The following is a 22,749-nucleotide window of genomic DNA, read 5'->3' on the forward strand; positions in this document are numbered from 1 at the left end:
CCCGGCGGACGGTGCGCATCGACCGGGCGCCTACGCGGCCGCAGCGTCGCGGCTGTGATCGAACCGGCCGTGGCGCAGGAAGTGCGCGGTCTGCCGTGCCGCATCGGGCGAAACCACCAGGCCGCTGTGGCTGGTACGCACCACGCAATGATCGGCCAGACCCGGCAGGCGGGTTTCCGCCAGCGCCACCGTGCCGTCGGAGGCATCGTCGATCGCGCCGAGCAGGCTGCCCAGCCCATGCGGCACCGAACCGGCGATCAGGCCGACCGCGGCCGTGCCCTGCCAGTCGGGCAGGCCGTCAAGCAGCAGTTCGCTGCTGCGGCCCAAGGCCAGGCCCCAGCCATGCTCGGACAGCGAACGCGCGGTACCGCTGCCGCGCAGCGGCGAGCCAAGGCAGACCACGCGCTGTACCTGCAGCTGCGGTTGCCGGCGCAGTGCCTCCAGCGCCAGCAGCCCGCCAAGGCTGTGGCCGACCAGCGACAGCGGTCCGGCATCGGCCAGACGCTCCAACAGCTGAGGGACCGCTACATCCGGGCCGCCGAACACGGAGGAATAGCCAAAGGTCTGCACCCGGAACCCGCGCGCGCGCAGGCGCCACGCCAGCGGCCCTACCCAGGCGCGGGCGTTCCAGATGCCATGGAGCAGCAGTACGGGGGGTGTCATGTGCAACAGCCTGGCGATCAGCGGGGCGAAAACGTGAGGTGATTGAACACAGGCCGGCAGAAAGCGGCGGTGAACGCGCTCAGGCCGTTCGCGGCGCGCGGCGCAGGATGAACTCCAGATCGTTGGTCTGGCCGACCGGGAACAGGTACTGCCCGGCCTTCTCGAAGCCGTAACGGGCGTAGAAGCGCTGTGCGCCGAAGTTCTCCGACCACACGCCCAGCCACAGTGTCCTCGGGCCGTCGCGCTCCAGCCACGCCAGCGCGGTTTCCAGCAGGCGGCTGCCCCAGCCACAACTCTGCTGCGACTTGACCAGGTACAGGCGCTTGAGCTCGCCATCCCCCGCTTTCACGTCCGGATGGGGCAGGCCACAGGGGCCGGCGGCGGCATGACCGACCGCCTCCCCTTCCCGCTCCAGCAACCACACGGCGTAATCCGGGTGAGCCAGGATCGTGCGCTGGCGCTCGACCGTGTAGGAGTCCTGCAGGAACGCCTGCAGGTCCTGCGGCGGATACAGGTGGCCGAAGGTCTCGGTGAACGTGCGTGCGGCCAGCGCCGACAAGGTCGGCGCGTCGTCCACGGTGGCGCGGCGGATCGAGTACATGCAGGAAGTTGACGTCAGCGCGAAGGGCGGGTCAAGCCTTTTCAGGCGATTCCGCGTCTTCGTCTTCCTCGTCCTCTTCCTCGTACTCCTCTTCGTCCTCGTCCTCTTCTTCGCCGTCCTCGTCCTCGTCGTACTCTTCTTCCTCTTCGTCGTCTTCGTAATCCTCGACGCCGAAGTCTTCACCGTCCCAGCGGCCTTCGCCGTCGGCGACGAAGGTCAGGGCCATCGCCGCCGGGTTGGTACCGACGCGGACCAGCCAACCACCGAACACGCGTGCCCGCTCGGTGACCAGGTTGGCCTCGGAGCCTTCATTGCCCAGCTTTTCCCACTCCAGCGAAAACGCAAACTCGGTCATTGCCTGGATCTCCTGATCAGTTTTTCTTGGGGCGAACCTGGATGTGCACTTCGGCCAGCTGCTCGTCGACGATCGGCGACGGCGCGTCGGTCATCAGATCCTGTGCACCGGTGGTCTTCGGGAACGGGATGACGTCGCGGATCGACTCGGTACCGGCCATCAGCGCGGCGATGCGGTCGATGCCGAATGCGATGCCGCCGTGCGGCGGCGCGCCGTAGTTCAGCGCATCGAGCAGGAAACCGAACTTCGCACGCGCTTCTTCGGCACCGATGCCGAGCAGCTCGAACACCGCGCTCTGCATGTCCGGGCGATGGATACGGATCGAGCCGCCGCCGATTTCATTGCCGTTGAGCACCATGTCGTAGCCGCGCGAGACCGCAGTACGGGCATTGGCGCGCAGGTCGGCGATATCGTCCACGGCCGGTGCGGTGAAGGGGTGATGCAGGGCGACATAGCGCTGCGCCTCGTCGTCCCATTCGAACATCGGGAAATCGGTGACCCACAACGGGCGCCAGCCATCGGCGACCAGCCCGAAGTCCTTGCCGGCCTTCAGGCGCAGTGCGCCCATGAAGTCGGAGACCTTGTTGTAGCCACCGGCACCGAAGAACACGATGTCACCCTTGCCGGCGCCGACGTGGGCAACCAGCGCGGCGAAGGCGTCTTCGCTGAAGAACTTCTGGATCGGCGAGCTGACCTCGCCGCTGTCGGCGATCTTGATGTACGCCAGGCCCTTGGCGCCGTACTTGGCGGCGTGCGCAGCGTACTCATCGATCTGCTTGCGGCTCAACGCTGCGCCACCGGGGATGCGCAGCGCGGCGACGCGGCCATCGGCGTCGTTGGCCGGGCCGGTGAACACCGGGAACTCACTGCCCTTGACCAGCTCGGCCACGTCCACCAGTTCCAGTGCGATGCGCAGGTCCGGCTTGTCCGACCCATAGCGGCGCATCGCTTCGGCCCAGGTCATGCGCGGGAAGCTGGCATCCAGGTCGACGTCCACCACTTCCTTGAAGATGGCGCGGATCATCTCTTCGACGAAATCCTGCACGTCGCGCTCGCGCACGAAGGCGAACTCCATGTCCAGCTGGGTGAATTCCAGCTGGCGGTCGGCACGCAGCGCTTCATCGCGGAAGCAGCGCGCGATCTGGTAGTAACGGTCGAAGCCGGCCACCATCAGGATCTGCTTGAACAGCTGCGGGCTTTGCGGCAGAGCGTAGAACTCGCCCGGATGCATGCGCGCCGGCACCAGGAAGTCGCGCGCGCCCTCCGGGGTGGCCTTGGTCAGGATCGGGGTTTCGATGTCCTGGAAGCCACGCGCATCCAGGTGACGGCGCAGCGCCTGCACCAGCTTGATGCGGGTGCGCTGCATGCGCTGCATTTCCGGGCGGCGCAGGTCCAGGTAGCGGTACTTCAGGCGGGTATCTTCGCCCGGATTCTCGTGAGCGTGGAACGGCAGCGGCGCCGCCTTGTTCAGCACGGTAATGGCCGTGGCGATCACTTCCACCCTGCCGGTCGCCATCTTGTCGTTCACCGCGTGGCGGGCACGCACCACGCCTTCCACCTGCAGCACATCCTCGTAGCCCAGGCTGGCCGCGACCGCGAACACTTCGGCGTTGTCGACCTCGACCGTCACCTGCACGATGCCTTCATGATCGCGCAGATCGATGAAGCAGACGCCGCCCTGGTTACGGGCCACGTCGGTCCAGCCGGCGAGGGTGACAGTCTGGCCAATCAGGGTCTCGTCGACCAGGCCGCAGAAGTGGGTACGCATGGGGGAAAGCTCCGCTGGAGAACGCCGGCACCCGATGGGGCCGGAAAGCCCCGTATTCTGCGGCCGAGGCCCCGGCCGGGGCAAATGCGGGGCAGTCACACGGGCTTTATCCGTTCCGTCCTTATAGTCGCGCACCACACACCGTATGGGGATTCGCCATGAAAACGCTGTCCCTGGCCAGCCTGGCCGTCACCCTCAGCCTGGGCGCCCTCGCCGGGCTCACCCTCTCCCCCGCCCCCGCCGCCGCGCAGAACGGCGTCATCCGCTGCGAAAGCCAGAACAACCGCGAACGGGTCTGCGCTACCGGCTGGCGCAGCGCGCAGCTGGTACGCCAGCTGTCCGGCTCGGCCTGCCAGGAAGGCCGTACCTGGGGCAGCCGCAACGGCAGCATCTGGGTCAACAACGGCTGCCGTGCCGAATTCGTCGAGGGTCGCGGCGGTTGGGGCGGTGGCAATGGCGGCTGGGGGGGCAACAACGGCGACACCATCCGCTGCGAAAGCCAGAACAACCGTGAACGCAGCTGTCCGGTCGGATGGCGCAATGCCCGCCTGGTCCGCCAGTTGTCCGGCAGTCCCTGCCAGGAAGGCCGCACCTGGGGCGTGCGCAATGGCGCGGTGTGGGTCAGCAATGGCTGCCGCGCCGAGTTCGCTGAAGCCCGCGGTGGCTGGGGCGGCGGCAACGGCGGCTGGGGCGGCGGCGGCAACAGCAATTACTCCATCACCTGCAGCAGCAACAACAACCGCGTCCAGAACTGTGACTGGGACGAGCGTCAGGGCCGGCCGGTGCTGCAGCAGCAGTTGTCGGGCAGCGCCTGTCAGGAGGGCCGCAGCTGGGGCTATTCGCGGGGCCAGGTCTGGGTGAGCAACGGCTGCCGGGCCCGCTTCGGCACGCGCTGAGCGAACGAACCTGCGGGCGTGCGGCGGCATCGCCGCCGCCGCGCTCGCCGGGGATGGCCCGGCGCTGCCAGGCGCGATTCGAGCGCTACGGTGCGGTTGCCGGCGGGGCCTCGTCGCCCCACGGTGCCGGCGGCAACGCCACCGGCTTGCTCAGGTCGAACTGCACGCGGAAGCGGCGGCCTTCGGGACGGGTCAGCTCGTAGACGAAGCGCTGGTCCGGCTCGATCTCCATCGCCCACACGTTGTGGGTAGACGCCAGCATGTCGGCGCGGCGGAACATGGCCACCGAATCGGCATCGGCCGGGAACTGCTGGCGTTCGGCGGTACCCGGCGGACGGCTGTCGCCGCCATACAGGGTGATCGCATCAGGGCTGCCGTCGGCATGCCGGTGATCGTGCTTGAGCCGCAGCCCGCTTTCGGTGCGGGTCAGGACCCAGGTCCGCGAATGATCATCGCCGACATGGAAGGGGATGCGCAGCTCATGCCCGGGATCGGCACAGCCCCGCACGTGCATGACCAGCCGCTGCCCGGCGAAGGGGTCCTTGCCGGTCGGTGCCGGCGTGTCCTCCACCACTTTGCCCTCGTACGCCTGGCCGCAGTGAGCGGCGATCGCAGCCATGAAGGCGTCGGCCGGGGCCGTCGCCACGTCGTGGGCGACCGTATGCGAGGGCTGTGAGCAGGCTGCGAGCGTGAGCAGGGCGGCAGAAGCAGTGACGAGGGCAGGCAGTTTCATGCCCCAACCCTAACGACCATGGCCGGCCTGCGCAAACCACTCACCCGTTCAACGCCCCGTGTCCACGCCCTCCGCCAGGGTCTCGGTTGCCGCCACGGGTGCGGCCTCGCCCGCCCCGTCCGGCTCCTGCTCGACTGGGTCGACATCGAAGGGCGTGCGGAACACCAGCGAGGGCAGCAGGGTGGTCAGCGCCGCGTACAGCAGCAATGCGCCGAACAGCACCGCCGGAATCTGGAACCGCTCACGCATGATCGCGGCCAGGACCAGGGTGAAGATCAACGTCGGCGCCAGCGCCAGCGACACGCGCAGGCTGCTGCGGAAACTCTCACCGAACATCAGCCGGCGTTGCAGCCAGACCACGCCGATACGCAGCGGCAGCACCACCAGGGTGATCACGATGCCCAGTCCCAGCGCTTCAAAGCTCAATGCCTCGGCCGGAACCTTGGTGCCGGCATTGAAGAAGTAGAACGGCACGAAGAACGATGCGAACAGCCGCAGTGCATGCAGGTTCTCGTGCGAGGCCAGCAGCGGCATGCGCTGGTGCAGCAGCCGTGCGACCAGGCCTGCGATGAAGGCGCCCACCAGGTAATACACCCCCAGCAGGTAGGTGATGTAGGCAGCGACCATGCCGACCATGACCAGCAGCGAAAACTCCGAACCGGGCGCGTGCGGCGCCACCCAGCGACCCAGCGCGATGAACAGCAGCGGCAGGCCGACCATCATCGCCAGCAGGGCCAGGCTGGACAGGGCCATGTGACCCGGATCGCCGGCCTGCAGCACGATGAACAGTGCCGCCAGCGCCAGCAGCTCACCGGCGATGGCCTTGCTGGTCACCCAGAACCGCTCGTCCTCGCTCAGACCCAGCCGCGACAGCGAATCCATGATGAAACCCGTGGAGGGCGTCAGCAGTGCCAGGGCCAGCAGGCCCGCGGCCTGCCACGGCAGGCCGGCGTAGCGCCAGGCCAGCCAGCCGACGCCGAACAGGGTGGCGCTGCGCACCACAAGATGCGCCAGCAGGGGCCACATGCCACGGCGCAACGCCTGCAGATCGACCTCCAGACCTGCGAACAGGAACAGGGACGAGATGCCGAGCGTGGCCAGCAGCCCGATCACCGCGTCGTGCGCCTGGTCCCCGAGCCAGAGCATGCCGATGATCCCGAACAGCAGGCAGGTGAGCGGTGCGGGCAGGCTGAAGCGCTGCAGCGCGCGCGGGATCACCAGCAGCGCGAAGATCAGCAGCAGGTAGATCAACTCATGACTCATGGGGGACTTCCGTGTGGTTTCGAACGCGCGCAGGATGCGCGCGCACGACCCTCGGAGCAAGCCCGGCCCGGAGACGGGCGGGCGTCAGCCGATCAGCCTGTCCGCGATGCGTCCAACCTGCGCCAGCACGCTGGCGCGTTGATCGTTGCTGATGTCCGCAGCCTGCAGGTAGGCCGTAATCACCCAGGGTGCCCCTCCCCCCATGGGCCACAACACGGCGGTGTCATTGCGTGCATCCTCGCCATTGCTGCCGGTCTTGTCGCCCACCCGCCAGCGCGCGCCCAGCCCTGCGCGCAGGCACGCATCGCCGGTTTCGTTGTCGATCAGCCAGTCGGCCAGTTGCTGGCGCGCGCCCGGCGCCAGCGCATCGCCCAGCACCAGCCGCTGCAGGGTCGCGGCCATCGCCGCCGGCGTGGTGGTGTCACGTGGATCACCCTCGGCGAAGCTGTTCAGTTCCGGCTCGAGACGATCGCTGCGGGTCACGCTGTCGCCCTGAGCGCGCAGGAAGGCCGTCACGGCGGGCGGCCCCCCCACCACGTCGAACAACAGATTGGCCGCCGTGTTGTCGCTGGTGATGATCGTTGCCCGGCACAGGTCGCGTACGGTCAGATCCTTGCCGGCGTGGCGGCGCGCCACCGGCGCATGCGAAAGCAGGTCGGCCTCGCGCACCGGCACGCGCCTGTCCAGCAGCCCGGGCACGCGCCGTGACTGGTCCAGCACCGTGGCCGCCAGCACCGTCTTGAACGTGCTGCACAGCGGGAACCGCTCATCCTGGCGATGGCCGATGCGGCGACCGCTGGCGGTATCCAGCACGGTCACGCCAAGCCGGCCCGCGCAGGCCTTTTCCAGGGCGGCAAAGTCCGTGGCGGCGGCGATCGCGCCGGCCGCCGCCGACGTGCCAACGCCCCTGCCGGCAGCACGGGCGATCAGCGGCAGAGCCAGTGAAGTCACCACTGCTGAAGTACTGAACTGAAGGAATCGTCGACGGGGCAACATGCAGGACCTCCGGGAAGTGAACCCGATTATCGAAAGCCCCTGCCGCGCCTGACCAGCGCGTTTTTTCAGCACGTGCCATCAATTTCATTCATGCCTAAGAAGGGCATTCAACGGAGATTCCACGAACCATCCGGATCCCGCTACGATCAGTCATCATTTCAGCTCACGGCTTTCCGATGCTGCATCCGACTCTGCCGCTCAACGCCCTGCGCGCCTTCGAAGCAGCGGCCCGCCACCAGAACTTCACCCGCGCCGCGCTTGAGCTGTGCGTCAGCCAGGCCGCGTTGAGCCATCAGATCCGGGGGCTGGAGGACCGGCTGGGGATCCGCCTGTTCCATCGCCTGCCTCGCGGCGTCGCCCTCACCGATGAAGGCGCCGCGCTGTTCCCGGTGCTCAACGAAGCGTTCGAGCGCATCTCGGCCAGCATCGCGCGCTACACGGGGGGAGCGGCCCGCGAAGTGCTGACGCTGGGCGTGGTGGGTACCTTCGCCACCGGCTGGCTGCTGCCACGCCTGGCCGCGTTCGAGGCCACGCATCCGGATATCGAGCTTCGCGTGCAGACGCACAACAACCGCATCGATCTTGCCGGCGAAGGCCTGGACCTGGCCATCCGCTTCGGTGAGGGCGACTGGCAGGGGCAGGCCTGCACGGCGATCCTGGATGCGCCGTTCGCACCGCTGTGCGCCCCCGCCCTGGCACGCCGGCTGAAACAGCCGCGTGATCTGGGCACGCTGCCGCTGCTGCGCTCCTATCGCAATGACGAATGGCCGCGCTGGCTGCAGGCGGCCGGGGTCAGCGGCGTGGAGGCGCGCGGGCCGGTATTCGATTCGTCGCTGACCTTGGCCATGGCCGCTGCCGGAGGGGCCGGCGTGGCCCTGCTGCCGCTGCGCATGTTCGAACAGGAACTGGCGGAAGGACGGCTGCTGCAGCCGTTCGCCACGACGCTGGAACTGGGCCGCTACTGGCTGACGAGGCTGCGCTCACGCGCCGAGCGTGAGCCTGCACGACGCTTCCGGGAATGGTTGCAGGCGCAGGGCTGACGCGCGCGAGCGGTAGCGCCGGGCCATGCCCGGCGAGCGCAGTGCATCGGGAACACCACCGGGCATGGCCCGGCGCCCTCCATCAGGACTCCAGCAGCTCCATCCAGGCAGCTTCAGCCTTTTCCAGCTGCGCAGCGGCCGTTTCGCGATCACGGCCCAGCACGGCCATGCGGGTGCTGTCGGCATAGTTGGCCGGGTCCGCCAGTTGACGGTCCAGTTCAGCCAGGCCGGCTTCCAGCTCGGCCACCTTGGCTTCCGCCGCGGCCAGCTTGTGCGGATTCACCGGCTTCTTCTGCACGACCTGCGCAACCGGTGCGGTCTTGACCACCACCGGCTCTTCCACCTGCTCCATGCGCGCCTTGGTGCCCTGCGCCTGCGGACGGGTGCGCAGCCACGCAGCGTAGGCGTCGAGATCTCCGTCGAACGGCTCGACCACGCCATCGGCCACGCGCCAGTAGGTATCGCAGACCAGGCCGATCAGGTGGCGATCATGGGAGACCATCACGATCGCGCCTTCGAAGGTTGCCAGCGCTTCGGCCAGCGCCTCGCGCATTTCCAGGTCCAGGTGGTTGGTCGGTTCGTCCAGCAGCAGCACGTTCGGCTGCTGCCAGGCGATCAGCGCCAGCGCCAGGCGCGCACGCTCACCACCGGAGAAGCCATCGACCGGCTCGAATGCACGATCACCCGGGAAATTCCACTTGCCGAGAAAATCGCGGAACGACTGGTTCGGCGCATCCGGCGCGATCTCGCGGAAATGCTCCATCGGCGACTGGCCTTCGTGCAGCGACTCGACCGTGTGCTGTGCGAAGTAGCCGATCTTCAGGTCCGGATGGGCCATGCGCTCTCCGGCAATCGGTGCCAGCTCGCCCACCAGGGTCTTCACCAGGGTGGTCTTGCCGGCGCCGTTGGGGCCGAGCAGGCCGATACGCTGTCCCGCTTCCAGACCAAAGCCGACGTTGTACAGGATCACGGCGTCCTGGCCATAGCCCGCCTCGACATGATTCAGGCGGATCAGCGAGAACGGCAGTTTGGCGGGCGGTGCGAACTCGATACGGAACTCGCGCTCGGCACGCACGGCCTCGGTACCGGCCAGCTTGGCCAGACGCTTCATGCGGCTCTGCGCCTGCGCGGCCTTGCTGGCCTGCGCCTTGAAGCGGTCGATGAAGCTCTGCAGATGGGCCCGCTCGGCCTGTTCCTTCTCGTGCGCGATCTGCTGCTGGCGCAGCTGCTCGGCACGTTGGCGCTCGAAATCGGTGTAGCCGCCCGGGTACAGCTTGGCGCCACCCCCATGCAGGTGCAGGGTGTGGGTGGCAACGTTGTCGAGGAACTCGCGGTCATGCGAGATCAGCAGCAGCGTGCCGGGATACTTCAGCAGCCACTGTTCCAGCCAGTACACCGCATCCAGATCGAGGTGGTTGGTCGGTTCGTCGAGCAGCAGCAGGTCGCTGGGCATCATCAGCGCGCGGGCCAGGTTCAGGCGCACGCGCCAGCCACCGGAGAAGGAGGACACCGCGCGGTGGTGGGTCTCGGCCGGGAATCCGAGGCCGTGCAGCAGCTTGCCGGCACGTGCTTCGGCGTCATAGGCGCCCATCTCGGCCATCCGGGTATGGGCATTGGCCACCGCTTCCCAGTCTTCACGGGCGGTCGCATCGGCCTCTTCGGCCAGCACGGCGGCCACTTCCGTATCGCCACCGAGCACGAAGCTCAACGCCGGATCCGGCAGCGACGGGGTTTCCTGGGCCACGCTGGCAATGCGGACCTTGCCGGGCAGGTCGACGTCGCCCTTGTCGGCCTCCAGTTCGCCCTTCACCGCCGCGAACAGGCTGGACTTGCCGGCACCGTTGCGGCCGACCACGCCCACCCGGTAACCGGCATGCAGGGTCAGGTCGACGTTGGACAACAGCAGCCGCTCGCCGCGGCGCAAGGCGAAATTACGAAGCGAAATCATCGGGGGAGGGGTCCATATAACCGGATGGAATGTGCTGGTGAGCACTGTTCCTGCGACGCAATTCTAGCGTTAACGAATACTTGACGCGCCCCGGGATGCGCAGCGGCTGGCGTTTCCTCTCTCCCACGTCCTCACCGCACGTGTCCCGGGCCCCTCTCATGATGATGCCCATCGCGGCTAAATGGTTGCTGCTGCAACGTTTTTTCCGATGGCCGGCATTTGACAGGCACTGAATATCCCGTTAATTCCTATTTTGCGCACCGCAACAACCGTCGTCCGCTTCACCTCGTGATGTCGATACCGGTGCCGTCCCCGCCAACCGGAGTTCCGTCCCGATGACCCGCAAGACCAGCCTGATCGCCGCCGCCGTCGCTGTCGCACTCGGTGGCTCTCCGTTCCTCGCCGCCGCCCAGCAGAGCGGTACTGCCGCCAACACACTGGACACCGTGATCGTCACCGGTACCCGCGTGGCCGACCGCACGGTCGCCGAATCGCAGTCCCCGATCGACATCATCACCCCCGAGGTTCTGCAGTCCACCGGCACCAGCGAACTGGCCACCGCGCTGTCGCGTGCCCTGCCCTCTCTGAACTTCCCGCGCCCGGCCCTGACCGACGGCACCAGCGGCGTGCGACCGGCGCAGCTGCGTGGCCTGTCACCGGACCAGGTGCTGGTGCTGGTCAACGGCAAGCGCCGCCACACCTCCGCCATGATCAACGTCAACGGCAGCATCGGCCGCGGCTCGTCGGCGGTGGACATCAATGCGATTCCGATCGCCGCCATCGAGCGCGTTGAAGTGCTGCGCGATGGCGCTTCGGCGCAGTACGGCTCGGACGCCATCGCCGGCGTCATCAACATCGTGCTCAAGGGCAGCGGCAGCGGCGGCAGCCTGGCCGTCGACTACGGCCAGTATTCGGCCGGCGATGGCAACAAGTACCAGCTCTCCGGCGATACCGGCGTGGAGTTCGGCAGCGGCCGTGGCCGCCTGCACGTGGCCGGGCAGATCAGCCAGCAGGATGAAAGCAACCGCGCCGGTCCTTACCAGGGCAGCACACCGAACACCGGCAATTTCCCTGGCATCGGCGAGACGACCTTCGTGGTCGGCGATCCGCGCGTGGATGCGACCGCCGCCTCGGCCAACGCCAGCTTCGACTTCAGCGACCGCGTTACCGGCTACGCCAGCGCGTTGCTCAGCAACCGCGACATCACCTCGTTCGCGTTCTACCGCTCGCGCAACCACAGTGGGCAGGGCGCCCTGCTGGCCCAGGTCTACCCCAACGGCTTCGTGCCGCAGATCAACCAGTACTCCAAGGACCGCTCGCTGGTGGCCGGCGTCAAGGGCAACACCGACAGCGGCTGGACCTGGGACCTGAGCCTGAACCACGGCGAGAACACCCTGGATTTCCACACCCGCAACACCATCAACTACAGCCTGGGTACGGCCAGCCCGAGCTCGTTCTACGACGGCACGTTGAAGTACCAGCAGGACATCTTCAATGCCGACCTGACCAAGTCGCTGGACTGGGGCCTGGCCTATCCGGTGACGCTGTCCTTCGGTGGCGAGTACCGCAAGGAGAAGTGGGACCAGAACCCGGGCGAGCTGAACTCGTACACCGGCAGCGGCGCACAGGGCTTCGCCGGCTTCACCCCGACCAATGAAGTGCATACCGACCGCCACAACTATGCGGTCTACGCCGGCCTGGAAGCGGACCTGACCGAGAAGTTCTCCGCCGGCCTCACCGGGCGCTACGAAGACTATTCGGACTTCGGTGACCGCTTCTCCGGCAAACTATCGGCACGCTACGCGTTCACCGACAAGGTCGCGCTGCGGGCCACCGCGTCCAGTGGCTTCCGCGCGCCATCGCTGGGCCAGCAGGGCTACCAGGCGGTGACCAGCACCATCATCAACGGTGACTTCTTCGAACGCGGCACTTTCCCCACCACCAGCCCGGCCGCACAAGCGCTGGGCGCCTCGCCACTGAAGGCCGAGACCTCCACCAGCTACAGCCTGGGCCTGGTGCTGCAGCCGGTGGACCGCCTGTACGTGACCGTCGATGCATACCAGATCGACATCGACGATCGCATCGCGCTGTCCTCCAACATCACCACCACGCCGGCTGCCGCCGCGCTGCTGGGCGGGCTGGGCCTGCCGCAGGTGACGGCCTTCTCGTACTTCACCAATGCACTGGACACGCGCACGCGGGGCGTGGACTTCGTCTCCAGCTATACCGTGCCCTTCAGTGCCAGCAGTCTGGAGCTGACGGCGGCCTACAGCTACAACGAAACCGAAGTGAAGCGGGTGAACGGGTCTCCGTCGGTGTTCCCGACGCTGGGTATCTCGCAGTCGCTGATCGGCCGCGATGAGATCGGCCGCATCGAGGACAGCTATCCGCGCGACAAGGCGATCCTCAGCGGCACCTGGCGCTCGGATCATTGGGAGCTGGGCCTGGCGGCCACACGCTACGGCAAGTTCACCGTGCGCAATTCGGCCACCGCGCTGCGTGACCAGACCTACGGTGATGCCTGGGTAGTGGATGCCTCGGCCAGCTACAAGCCGAGCAGCAACTGGACCCTGACCGTCGGCGCGGACAATCTGCTGGACAAGTATCCGGACCGGACGGCGGACCTGCAGAACTCGACCTTCGGCATGCTGCCGTACAGCAACTACTCGCCGTTCGGCTTCAACGGCGCGTATGTGTACGGGCGTATCCGGTACACCTGGTAAGCGGCACCGGTAACGCCGGGCCACGCCCGGCGGCGCGGTGGGACCTGCATCCCTTCTGTTCCGGCAGAAGGGATCGGCCCTGTACTGCTCAAACCATCCGTTCCACCTGCCGGGTTTGCTGCATCTGGCCGCTTGGGTGAAAATCGGGACATCCCCCTCCCCGAACCCTGCGAGTGCCGATGCACCATGACACCGACCTGATCAACATCGTCGCCGTTGGCCTGGGGCTCGCCTTCATCTTCGGCGCGCTGGCCAACAAGCTGCGCTTGTCTCCCCTGGTCGGGTATCTGGTTGCTGGCATCTGCGTGGGGCCATTCACCCCGGGGTTCGTCGCCGACCAGGCGCTGGCCAACCAGCTGGCCGAACTGGGCGTGATGCTGCTGATGTTCGGCGTCGGCCTGCACTTCTCGCTGAAGGACCTGATGGCGGTCAAGGCCATCGCCATCCCGGGTGCCATCGGCCAGATCGCAGTGGCCACCCTGCTTGGCTGGGGCGTGGCGTGGTTGATGGGCTGGCCGACACTGCATGGGGTGATCTTCGGCTTCTCGCTGGCCACCGCCAGTACCGTGGTCCTGCTGCGGGCGATGGAAGAGCGCCGCCTGCTGGAGACCATGCGCGGCAAGATCGCAGTGGGCTGGCTGATCGTGGAGGATCTGGCCTGCGTACTGGCACTGGTGATGATGCCGGTGCTCGCCGGCGTGTTCGGCCCCGATGCGGCCAAGGAAACCCACACCGTCGGCAGCGTGCTGGCCGATCTGGGCTGGACGTTCGTGCAGCTTGGCCTGTTCGTGGCCGTGATGCTGGTGGTCGGTCGGCGGGTCATTCCCTGGATCCTTGAACGCATCGCCGGCACCGGCTCGCGCGAGCTGTTCACCCTGTCAGTGCTGGCGATCGCACTGGGCGTGGCCTTCGGTTCGGCCATGCTGTTCGGCGTGTCCTTCGCACTGGGCGCGTTCTTCGCCGGGATGCTGCTCAACGAATCGGAACTGAGCCACAAGGCGGCGCATGATTCGCTGCCGCTGCGCGATGCGTTCGCGGTGCTGTTCTTCGTTTCGGTGGGCATGCTGTTCGACCCCAACATCGTCGTGCAGCATCCGTGGCAGGTACTGGCCACGGTGCTGATCATCATGTTCGGCAAGTCCGCCGCCGCCTTCTTCATCGTGCGCGCGTTCGGCCACCCCAGCAGCACCGCGCTGACCATCTCGGCCAGCCTGGCGCAGATTGGTGAGTTCGCCTTCATCATCGCCGGCCTCGGTGTCTCGCTGCAGATCCTGCCGAAGGAAGGACAGTCGCTGGTGCTGGCCGGTGCACTGGTGTCGATCATGCTCAACCCGCTGGTGTTCGGCCTGCTCGACCGCTGGCAGGCGAAGCAGGAGCAGCTGCCGCAGGCGCCGGAACCGGAAGAAGCCACCGGGCCCTCGCGCGACCTGCATGACCACGCCATCGTGATCGGCTACGGCCGCGTCGGCAGCGAGCTGGCGCAGGTGCTGCGCGACCGCGGCGTACCGGTGCTGGTGATCGATGACAACAAGGACCATGTCGAGCGTGCACATGCCAGTGGCCTCGCGGCGATCCGTGGCAGCGCCGCGGCCGACCGGGTGCTGGCCGAGGCCCACCCGGAGCTCGCCAAGATCGCCGTCCTGGCCATTCCGCAGCCATTGGAAGCCGGCGAAGCGCTGGCCAAACTGCGCGCGATCAATCCCGAGCTGACCCTGCTGGCACGGGCACACAGCGATGCTGAAGTGAAGCACCTGCTGGAACATGGCGCCGATGGCACGGTGATGGCCGAGCGCGAGCTGGCCTATTCGCTGGCGGAGATGATCATGTCCACCCCGCCCTACCGGAATCTCGGCCAGCACAGCATTCCGGTGGTGTGAGGCAGGGCGGATGGCGTAGCGCCGGGCCATGCCCGGCGGCTGCCATGAAAAATCCCCGGTCGACCCGCATCGACCGGGGATAGGTAACACCAGTGCCACGCCTTGGAGAGGCAGCTCCACCGTAGCGCATCGCGGCGGCGGTGGTGATCGCCACTGGCGATGACGACCAAGCGCCTGGCTATCAGGCGCCGGCCAGCGCCTGCTGCAGGTCGGCCTGCAGGTCGCCGATGTGCTCGATGCCGATCGACAGCCGCACCGTGTCTTCGCTGACCCCGGCGCGGGCCAGTTCATCGGCATCCAGCTGGCGGTGGGTGGTGGATGCCGGATGGGTGGCCAGCGACTTGGCGTCACCCAGGTTGACCAGCCGCGTGAACAGCTTCAGTGCGTCCAGGAAGCGGGCACCGGCCTCACGTCCGCCAGGAAGGCCAAAGGTCAGCACGCCTGAGCCCTGCCCACGCAGGTAACGCTGTGCGCCCGCATGCTCAGGGTCATCCGGCAGGCCGGCATAGCGCACCCACGCCACCTTGGGATGCTGCTTCAGATACTGCGCCACGGCCAGCGCGTTGGCGTTGATCCGTTCCATGCGCAGGGCCAGGGTCTCGATGCCCTGCAGGATGAGGAACGCATTGAACGGCGACAGCGCCGCGCCGGTATTGCGCAGCGGCACCACCCGCGCACGGCCGATGTAGGCGGCCGGACCGAGGGCGTCGGTGTAGACCACACCGTGATAGCTCGGGTCCGGCTGGTTGAGACGGGCGAAGCGCTGTGGCTGCGCCGTCCAGTCGAAGCGGCCCGAATCGATGATCGCTCCCCCCAGACTGTTGCCATGGCCGCCGAGGTACTTGGTCAGCGAGTGCACCACGATATCCGCGCCATGCTCGAATGGGCGCAGCAGGAAAGGCGTGGCAACCGTGTTGTCGACAATCAAGGGCACGCCGGCGGCATGGGCGACTTCGGCAATCGCGGCGATGTCGGTGACATTCCCGCGTGGATTGCCGATCGACTCCACGAACACCGCCTTGGTACGGCTGTCGATGAGGGGAGCAAAGGCTGACGGATCGGCCGGATCGGCGAACCGCGCCTGGATGCCGTACTGCGGCAGCGTATGCGCCAGCAGATTGAGGCTGCCGCCATACAGCGCACTGGCGGCGACGATGTTGTCGCCTGCTTCGGCGATGGTCTGGATCGCATAGGTGATCGCAGCCTGCCCGGAGGCCAGCGCCAGCGCACCGATCCCGCCTTCCAGCGCGGCCAGACGTTGCTCCAGCACGTCGGTGGTGGGATTCATGATGCGGGTATAGATGTTGCCCTGCACCTTCAGATCGAACAGATCGGCGCCGTGCTGGGTGTCATCGAAGGCGTAGGCCACGGTCTGGTAGATGGGCACCGCCACTGCGCGCGTGGTCGGGTCGGGCCGGTAGCCGCCGTGCACGGCCAGGGTTTCCAGTTGCCACTGCGGATCACTCATCGCGTCAGGTTCCATCCGGGGAAACCTGCACGATAGGCGACCCCACCGCGCACGCTGAGAGCCGCTGGCGATGAGCCCGTAACCTGTGGTTATCAGGACCTGCCCGGCAGCCCGCAGGTTCCCGCCCCCATGGGCGGGAACCCGGCCGACATCAGGCCTTGGCGAACACCAGGTGACCGCCGTCGTTGCCGACCTCGATGGTGTCTCCGTTGGCGAAGGCGCCCGACAGGATCTTCTGTGCCAGCGGATTCTCCAGCTGCGACTGGATCGCGCGCTTCAGCGGGCGTGCGCCGTATACCGGATCGAAGCCCACATTGCCCAGCAGGTCGAACGCGGCATCGGACACCACCAGCTTCAGGCCACGCTCGGCCAGCCGCTTCTCCAGCCCGCGCATCTGGATGCGCGCGATCTGCTTGATCTGCTGCTTGTCCAGCGGGTGAAACACCACGATATCGTCGAGGCGGTTGATGAACTCCGGACGGAAGTGCGCCTGCACCACCCCCATCACCGCGGCCTTCATCTGCATGTAGGCCTCCGGGCTGTCGTCACCGCTCATGTCCTGGATCTGGTGCGAGCCCAGGTTCGAGGTCATCACGATGACGGTATTGCGGAAGTCCACCGTGCGGCCCTGGCCATCGGTCAGGCGGCCATCGTCCAGCACCTGCAGCAGGATGTTGAACACGTCCGGATGCGCCTTCTCGACCTCGTCGAGCAGGATCAGCGAGTACGGACGGCGACGCACGGCTTCGGTCAGGTAGCCTCCTTCCTCATAGCCGACGTAGCCCGGAGGTGCACCGATCAGGCGGGCGACGCTGTGCTTCTCCATGAACTCGCTCATGTCGATGCGGATCATCGCGTCGGCGCTGTCGAACAGGAATTCGGCCAGGGACTTGCACAGTTCGGTCTTGCCGACGCCGGTCGGGCCCAGGAACAGGAACGAGCCGGCAGGCCGGTTCGGGTCGGACAGGCCCGCGCGTGAGCGACGCACCGCGTCGGACACCACCCTGATCGCCTCTTCCTGGCCGACCACGCGGTTGTGCAGCACCTCTTCCATCCGCAACAGCTTGTCGCGCTCGCCTTCGAGCATCTTGTTCACCGGGATGCCGGTCCAGCGCGACACGACCTCGGCGATCTCCTCATCGGTCACCCGGTCCTGCACCAGCTTGAAGTCCTTGTGCTCGGCTTCCTGGGCAGCCGCCAGCTGCTTTTCCAGTTGGGGCAGCAGCCCATACTGGATCTCGCTCATCCTGGCGAAATCCTGCCGGCGCTGCGCGGCTTCCAGCTCCAGCTTGGCCTGCTCCACCTGCTCCTTGATCTTCGTTGCGCCCTGCAGCGCGGCCTTCTCCGACTTCCAGATTTCATTGAGGTCGGAGAATTCGCGCTCCAGCACCTCGATGTCATTCTCCAGATCGGCAAGGCGCTGCCGCGAGGCATCGTCCTTCTCCTTCTTCAGCATTTCGCGCTGGATCTTCAGCTGGATCACGCGCCGCTCCAGCCGATCCAGTTCCTCGGGCTTGGAGTCGATCTCCATGCGCAGGCGCGAGGCGGCCTCGTCCATCAGATCGATGGCCTTGTCCGGCAGCTGGCGGTCGGTGATGTAGCGGTTGGACAGCGTGGCCGCAGCAACGATCGCCGGGTCGGTGATCTCAACGCCGTGGTGCAGGGCGTACTTCTCCTTCAGCCCACGCAGGATGGCAATGGTGTCCTCCACCGAAGGCTCGCCCACGAATACCTTCTGGAAGCGGCGTTCCAGTGCGGCATCCTTCTCGATGTACTTGCGGTACTCGTCCAGCGTGGTGGCACCGATGCAGTGCAGCTCGCCGCGCGCCAGCGCCGGCTTCAGCATGTTGCCGGCGTCCATCGCACCGTCGGCCTTGCCGGCCCCGACCATGGTGTGCAGCTCATCGATGAACAGGATGATCTGCCCTTCGTTCTTGGCCAGGTCGTTCAATACGCCCTTCAGTCGCTCCTCGAATTCACCGCGGAACTTGGCGCCGGCGATCAACGCGCCCATGTCCAGTGACAGCACGCGCTTGCCGCGCAGGCCCTCGGGCACTTCGTCGTTGATGATGCGCTGGGCCAGCCCTTCCACGATCGCGGTCTTGCCCACGCCGGGTTCCCCGATCAGCACGGGGTTGTTCTTGGTCCGGCGCTGCAGTACCTGGATGGTGCGGCGGATTTCCTCGTCACGGCCGATCACCGGGTCCAGCTTGCCGCTCTCGGCGCGCGCGGTCAGGTCGATGGTGTACTTCTCCAGCGCCTGACGCTGCTCTTCGGCGTTCTCCGACTGCACGTTCTCGCCGCCGCGCAGCTTGTCGATCGCCGACTGCAGGCGCGCCTTGTCGGCACCGGCGGCGCGCAGCGCCATGCCGAGCGTGCCGCCATCCTCCAGCGCCGCCAGCACGAACCACTCGCTGGCGATGAAGGCATCGCCGTGCTGCTGGGCCAGCTTGTCGGTGTGGTTGAGCAGGCGGTTGAGATCATTGCCGATCGACAGGTTGCCGGCCTGCCCGGACACCTTCGGCAGCGCGTCCAGCGCCTCGTCCAGGCGCTCGCGCAGCACCGGTACATTGACACCGGCCTGCGCCAGCAGCGGGCGCGTGCTGCCGCCCTGCTGGTCCAGCAGTGCGCTGAACACGTGGACCGGTTCGATGATGCTGTTGTCGCGGCCCACGGCCAACGACTGCGCGTCCGCCAGCGCCTGCTGGAAACGCGAGGTGAGCTTGTCCATCCGCATTGCGAATCCTCATCGGTCGTCAGTGCCGGCCCGTGCCGGCGATGCTGGAAAGATGCGGTTGCACCACCCGGTTTCAAGGGCGGCTGCGACTGCACCCCGGGGCCAGTCAGCCTGGGGCCAGCATGCCGGAACGGGTGTGGTCGGCGCGTTGATCCGGATCAGTACGCATGGCGGGCCGCGCCCGCGATCGCTCAGCGCGCGATCGCGCTGCGGATCGCCCGGAGCTGCTGCTTGACCGCCCGCGATTGCGCCACATCCATGCGCAGCAGGGCCTTCTGGCCAATCGAGCGCGCCTGCAGATCCGGATCCACGAAGCGGTAGCGGCCCCGTTCATCGCGTTGAACGAGGGGCGCCTGCTGCGGCTCCGGGGTCTCCAGCAGATGGTCGATCACCGCCACCAGGCGATCATTGAAGTAGCCCTCCGGCCGCCCAAGATCGACATAGGCCTGCTGGATCAACGGGTAGAAGCGCTTGTACGCCGTAGCCGTTGCCGCCGCGTCCAGCGCGGTGAATGCCTGCACATAGGGCGCATAGCGCGCGGCGTTGCTGGCGGCGATGCGTTCCCCGCCCTCGCCCGGCTCGACCTGCAGGCTCCCCGGCAGAGGCCGCGCGGCCAATGCGGTCGGCGGAACACTGGGCTTGTCCAGATTGTCGACCTGGGTCACCAGGCGCTGGATCAGGTGATCGCGCAGCAGCAGGGTGAGCGGCCCCTCCCCCTGGAACAGCTGGCTCAATGCGCTCCAGGCCGCGATATCGCTGTCGGCCAGTTCCGGCAGCGCGGGATCGGCCGCGGCTTCGGTGTCCAGCGGATGCTGGATGGCGGGCGGCGCCGGTGCGGTTTCTGCGGCCGCCTTCGGTTGTGGCGGTGCGCCAGCACTGGCGGGGGGCGACTGCACCGGCACCGGGACACCGTCCGCCAGGCTCTTGAGCTGATCGCGGAACAGCCAACCGCCCGCGCCACCGATCACCACCACACCCAGCACCCAGGGCCATACCGCCTTTCCACTCTGCATGATGCAGTCCCTCGTTTTCCATCTGCATGGACAAGGTGTGACCCTCTCGATTCCCGAGGGTTCCCCGCGTGTTCCGCTGCCGTTGGGGTTGGCGCCGCACGCAGGGCACGCTCACGCCTGCTTTGCGCGCGCTGCGCGAGGCTGTGCATCTTGTCGTGGGGAGACCGTGTCATGCACTACGCGTTGTACTACTGGACCGGCATCCAGGGACGTGGCGAATTCGTACGATTGGCCTTGGAAGACGCTGGCGCCGACTACATCGACATGGCGCGGATACATGGCGACGCCGTGATGCAGCCCTTTCTCGATGGCCACAGTGAGGGCGCGCAACCGTTCGCCCCCCCGTTCCTCAAGGCGGGGCGACAGGTCATCGCGCAGGTCGCAGCGATCCTGGATTTTCTCGGCCCGACCCTGGATCTGGTGCCGCAGGCCGCGGCGCGGCGCATGCAGGCGCTGCAGTTGCAGCTGACCATTGCCGACCTGGTGGCTGAAGTACACGACACCCACCATCCGATTGCCGCGTCGAAGTACTACGAGGAACAGAAGACCGAAGCCAACGCACGTGCGGCGTCATTGCGCAGCGAGCGGCTGCCGAAGTTCCTCGGCTATTTCGAGCAGGTGCTGGCGGCCAACGGTGGCCGCCATGCACTGCGCGAGCACTCCTACGTGGATCTGTCGCTGTTCCAGCTGATGAGCGGGCTGGACTACATGTTCCCGCGCCGGATGCAGGCACTCACGCCGCGCCTGCCCCTGCTGCGGGCACTGCAGGAGCGGGTGGCGAAGCGACCGAACATCGCTGCCTATCTCGCGTCGGAGCGGCGATTGGCGTTCAACACCAACGGCATCTTCCGCCACTACCCCGAGCTGGACGGAGAGCGGTAGCGTCGGGCCATGCCCGGCGTCACCGGTCAATGATCGGCGCGATCACCCAGCGGCTTCACCGCCTGCTTCTGCAGCGACAACAGCCCCAGCAGCAGTGCCAGCGCCACGTAAGCCCCTGCAAACTGCCAGCTGATGGTACGCGCCAGGCCTTCAAGGTCCCACGGCAGGTAGATGCCGCCGCGCGGATCCACCGAGTGGATCAGGCCGAACAGGGTCAGCACAGCCGCCACCAGCAGGAAGCCGCAGGCACGGCGCAGACGGCCGTCAACCATCGCGGCCACGGCGGAAATCCACAGCATCGAGGTGATGATGAAGCCGTTGCCCAGAGTGAAGATCACGGCCAGTTCCGGCAGGCCGTGTCCATCGAGCTTGGTCAGCAGCTGCGGCAGCTGGTCCGGTGCGATCCAGCCCGGCGCCTTGATCGCCAGCAGGTAGGCCACCGAAGGCAGGAAGCCGAACACCATCGCTCCGGCGTGCTGTCGCGGTGTGGCCTGGAAGGCCTGGGTAGTGATGTCGATGGCGACGTACACGATGATCGGCGCCAGCACCGCCAGCGGCAGCCACTGCACCAGCCCGGAAATGATGCCCAGCATGCCGCCGATGCCGACGAACAGGCCCGTCAGCAGCGTGTACCCGCTGCGTGCGCCCATGTGCTTGTATGCAGGCTGGCCGATGTAGGGGGTGGTCTGCGCGACACCGCCGCAGACACCGGCCACCAGCGTGGCCACCGCTTCCACCAGCAGGATATCGCGGGTGCGGTAATCATCCCCGGCCGCGCGCGCGCTCTCGGACACGTTGATGCCACCGACCACCATCAGCAGGCCGAACGGCAACAGCAGCGGCAGGTAGGTCATTGCCGTGGGCAGGCCGTCCAGGAAGCCCAGCGTCGGCAGCGGCAGCACCACCTGCGGCGGCGTCCACGCCGGCACGTGGAAGCCGGGGGCCCCCAGTCCCGCCAGACCGAGGCCGTAGTACAGGACGGTGCCGAACACGAACGCCAGCAGCACACCCGGGCCGCGCACCGGCAACCGGCCCTTGGCGATCAGCACATACAGCAGCAGGCCCAACGTGGTGAAGCCGACCAGTGGCGAACGCAGGGTTTCCAGCAACGGCAGCAGGCCCATCAGTACCAGCGCGATGCCGGCGATGGAGCCGAGCAACGCTGCACGCGGCAGCGCGCGGGTGACGGCTTCGCCGAAGAAGGAGAGCACCAGCTTGAGCGCGCCCATGATGACCAGCGCCGCCATGCCCAGCTGCCAGGTCGCAATGCCGGCGGCATGCGGGTCCATGCCCTGCTGCTTGAACGCGACGAACGCCGGACCGAGCACCAGCAACGCCATGCCGATGCTGGTGGGTGCATCCAGCCCCAGCGGCATCGCGGTGACGTCATCACGCCCTGTGCGTGCCGCCAACCGGCGCGCCATCAACGTGTACAGCAGATTGCCGATCAGCACGCCGAAGGCGGTACCGGGAAACATGCGGCCGAACACCACGTCGGCGGGAAACTGGAAGATGCCGACCAACGCCATGGCGATGAAGCCGAGGATGGAGAGGTTGTCGACGACCAGGCCGAAGAAGCCATTGAAGTCACCGGCGACGAACCAGCGACGCGGTGCGGCGGAAGCGGGAGCGGACATGGAAGGGGCGATGGGGGTGGGGAGCGCCGATGGTAGGCCCAGCGGGGCCGGCGCGCCAATTCCACGGTGGAATGATGGGTTCCAGCCAACGGCAGGGCCCCTCGTGGCCGGGCGCAAATCGCAGATCCCGGGCTGGCCCGTGCGGGTGG

Annotated in this window: 17 protein-coding genes; 5 read left to right on the top strand and 12 right to left on the bottom strand. The window is 67.1% G+C overall.

What is annotated here, in order from left to right:
• Positions 1 to 30: 30 nt before the first annotated feature.
• The 4 genes from N7367_RS17230 to aspS form a co-directional block, all read right to left on the bottom strand.
• The gene (locus N7367_RS17230) at positions 31 to 663 is read right to left on the bottom strand and encodes a thioesterase domain-containing protein (RefSeq protein ID WP_053519363.1); all 633 of its coding nucleotides are present in this window, start codon (positions 661 to 663) and stop codon (positions 31 to 33) included.
• A gap of 79 nt (positions 664 to 742) precedes the next feature.
• Positions 743 to 1,264 (bottom strand): GNAT family N-acetyltransferase, encoded by a 522-nt coding sequence (locus N7367_RS17235; RefSeq protein ID WP_279942855.1) that lies wholly within the window; start codon positions 1,262 to 1,264, stop codon positions 743 to 745.
• 31 nt (positions 1,265 to 1,295) lie between these two features.
• Positions 1,296 to 1,619, bottom strand: coding sequence for a DNA primase (locus N7367_RS17240; RefSeq protein ID WP_279942856.1), 324 nt, complete (start codon positions 1,617 to 1,619; stop codon positions 1,296 to 1,298).
• A gap of 16 nt (positions 1,620 to 1,635) precedes the next feature.
• Entirely contained in the window at positions 1,636 to 3,387 is a 1,752-nt protein-coding gene (gene aspS / locus N7367_RS17245; RefSeq protein ID WP_262219131.1) for an aspartate--tRNA ligase, read from the bottom strand.
• 158 nt (positions 3,388 to 3,545) lie between these two features.
• On the opposite strand from aspS, the gene N7367_RS17250 reads away from it, so the two are divergent.
• Positions 3,546 to 4,283, top strand: coding sequence for a DUF3011 domain-containing protein (locus tag N7367_RS17250; protein ID WP_279942857.1), 738 nt, complete (start codon positions 3,546 to 3,548; stop codon positions 4,281 to 4,283).
• Between the two features lie 85 nt (positions 4,284 to 4,368).
• Here N7367_RS17250 and N7367_RS17255 read toward each other — a convergent pair whose 3' ends face one another.
• The 3 genes from N7367_RS17255 to blaL2 form a co-directional block, all read right to left on the bottom strand.
• Positions 4,369 to 5,016, bottom strand: coding sequence for a hypothetical protein (locus N7367_RS17255; RefSeq protein ID WP_053519373.1), 648 nt, complete (start codon positions 5,014 to 5,016; stop codon positions 4,369 to 4,371).
• Positions 5,017 to 5,064: 48 nt separating this feature from the next.
• Positions 5,065 to 6,279 carry a cation:proton antiporter gene (locus N7367_RS17260; RefSeq protein ID WP_053519375.1) on the bottom strand — a complete coding sequence of 405 codons (1,215 nt, stop codon included), beginning with the start codon at positions 6,277 to 6,279 and terminating at the stop codon, positions 5,065 to 5,067.
• 84 nt (positions 6,280 to 6,363) lie between these two features.
• Positions 6,364 to 7,275 (bottom strand): L2 family extended-spectrum class A beta-lactamase, encoded by a 912-nt coding sequence (blaL2, locus tag N7367_RS17265; protein WP_253120085.1) that lies wholly within the window; start codon positions 7,273 to 7,275, stop codon positions 6,364 to 6,366.
• A 176-nt stretch (positions 7,276 to 7,451) separates the two neighbouring features.
• Between blaL2 and ampR the strand changes: the two genes are divergently transcribed.
• Positions 7,452 to 8,315 (top strand): LysR family transcriptional regulator AmpR, encoded by an 864-nt coding sequence (gene ampR, locus N7367_RS17270; RefSeq protein ID WP_053519379.1) that lies wholly within the window; start codon positions 7,452 to 7,454, stop codon positions 8,313 to 8,315.
• 82 nt (positions 8,316 to 8,397) lie between these two features.
• Here ampR and N7367_RS17275 read toward each other — a convergent pair whose 3' ends face one another.
• Complete coding sequence (locus N7367_RS17275; protein ID WP_279942858.1) at positions 8,398 to 10,263, bottom strand: ABC-F family ATP-binding cassette domain-containing protein; 1,866 nt, start codon at positions 10,261 to 10,263, stop codon at positions 8,398 to 8,400.
• 335 nt (positions 10,264 to 10,598) lie between these two features.
• On the opposite strand from N7367_RS17275, the gene N7367_RS17280 reads away from it, so the two are divergent.
• Positions 10,599 to 12,986: a TonB-dependent receptor gene (locus N7367_RS17280; protein ID WP_279942859.1), complete on the top strand. Its 2,388-nt coding sequence runs from the start codon at positions 10,599 to 10,601 to the stop codon at positions 12,984 to 12,986.
• A gap of 179 nt (positions 12,987 to 13,165) precedes the next feature.
• Positions 13,166 to 14,863, top strand: coding sequence for a YbaL family putative K(+) efflux transporter (gene ybaL, locus N7367_RS17285; protein WP_279942860.1), 1,698 nt, complete (start codon positions 13,166 to 13,168; stop codon positions 14,861 to 14,863).
• Between the two features lie 181 nt (positions 14,864 to 15,044).
• Here the strand turns inward: ybaL and N7367_RS17290 are convergent, their stop codons facing one another.
• The 3 genes from N7367_RS17290 to N7367_RS17300 all read right to left on the bottom strand — a co-directional run bounded on the left by N7367_RS17290 (position 15,045) and on the right by N7367_RS17300 (position 20,081).
• The gene (locus N7367_RS17290; RefSeq protein ID WP_053519387.1) at positions 15,045 to 16,331 is read right to left on the bottom strand and encodes an aminotransferase class V-fold PLP-dependent enzyme; all 1,287 of its coding nucleotides are present in this window, start codon (positions 16,329 to 16,331) and stop codon (positions 15,045 to 15,047) included.
• 151 nt (positions 16,332 to 16,482) lie between these two features.
• Positions 16,483 to 19,068, bottom strand: coding sequence for an ATP-dependent chaperone ClpB (clpB, locus tag N7367_RS17295; protein ID WP_053519389.1), 2,586 nt, complete (start codon positions 19,066 to 19,068; stop codon positions 16,483 to 16,485).
• A gap of 191 nt (positions 19,069 to 19,259) precedes the next feature.
• On the bottom strand, positions 19,260 to 20,081 hold the full coding sequence (locus N7367_RS17300) for a DUF3014 domain-containing protein (protein ID WP_197601387.1): 822 nt from the start codon (positions 20,079 to 20,081) through the stop codon (positions 19,260 to 19,262).
• A gap of 171 nt (positions 20,082 to 20,252) precedes the next feature.
• On the opposite strand from N7367_RS17300, the gene N7367_RS17305 reads away from it, so the two are divergent.
• Positions 20,253 to 20,963, top strand: a complete 711-nt coding sequence (locus N7367_RS17305) for a glutathione S-transferase (RefSeq protein ID WP_065174750.1) — start codon at positions 20,253 to 20,255, stop codon at positions 20,961 to 20,963.
• A gap of 26 nt (positions 20,964 to 20,989) precedes the next feature.
• Here the strand turns inward: N7367_RS17305 and N7367_RS17310 are convergent, their stop codons facing one another.
• On the bottom strand, positions 20,990 to 22,600 hold the full coding sequence (locus tag N7367_RS17310; RefSeq protein ID WP_111187260.1) for a hypothetical protein: 1,611 nt from the start codon (positions 22,598 to 22,600) through the stop codon (positions 20,990 to 20,992).
• Positions 22,601 to 22,749 lie beyond the last annotated feature (149 nt).

The sequence above is a fragment of the Stenotrophomonas sp. GD04145 genome (assembly GCF_029835135.1).
Taxonomy (GTDB): domain Bacteria; phylum Pseudomonadota; class Gammaproteobacteria; order Xanthomonadales; family Xanthomonadaceae; genus Stenotrophomonas; species Stenotrophomonas maltophilia_P.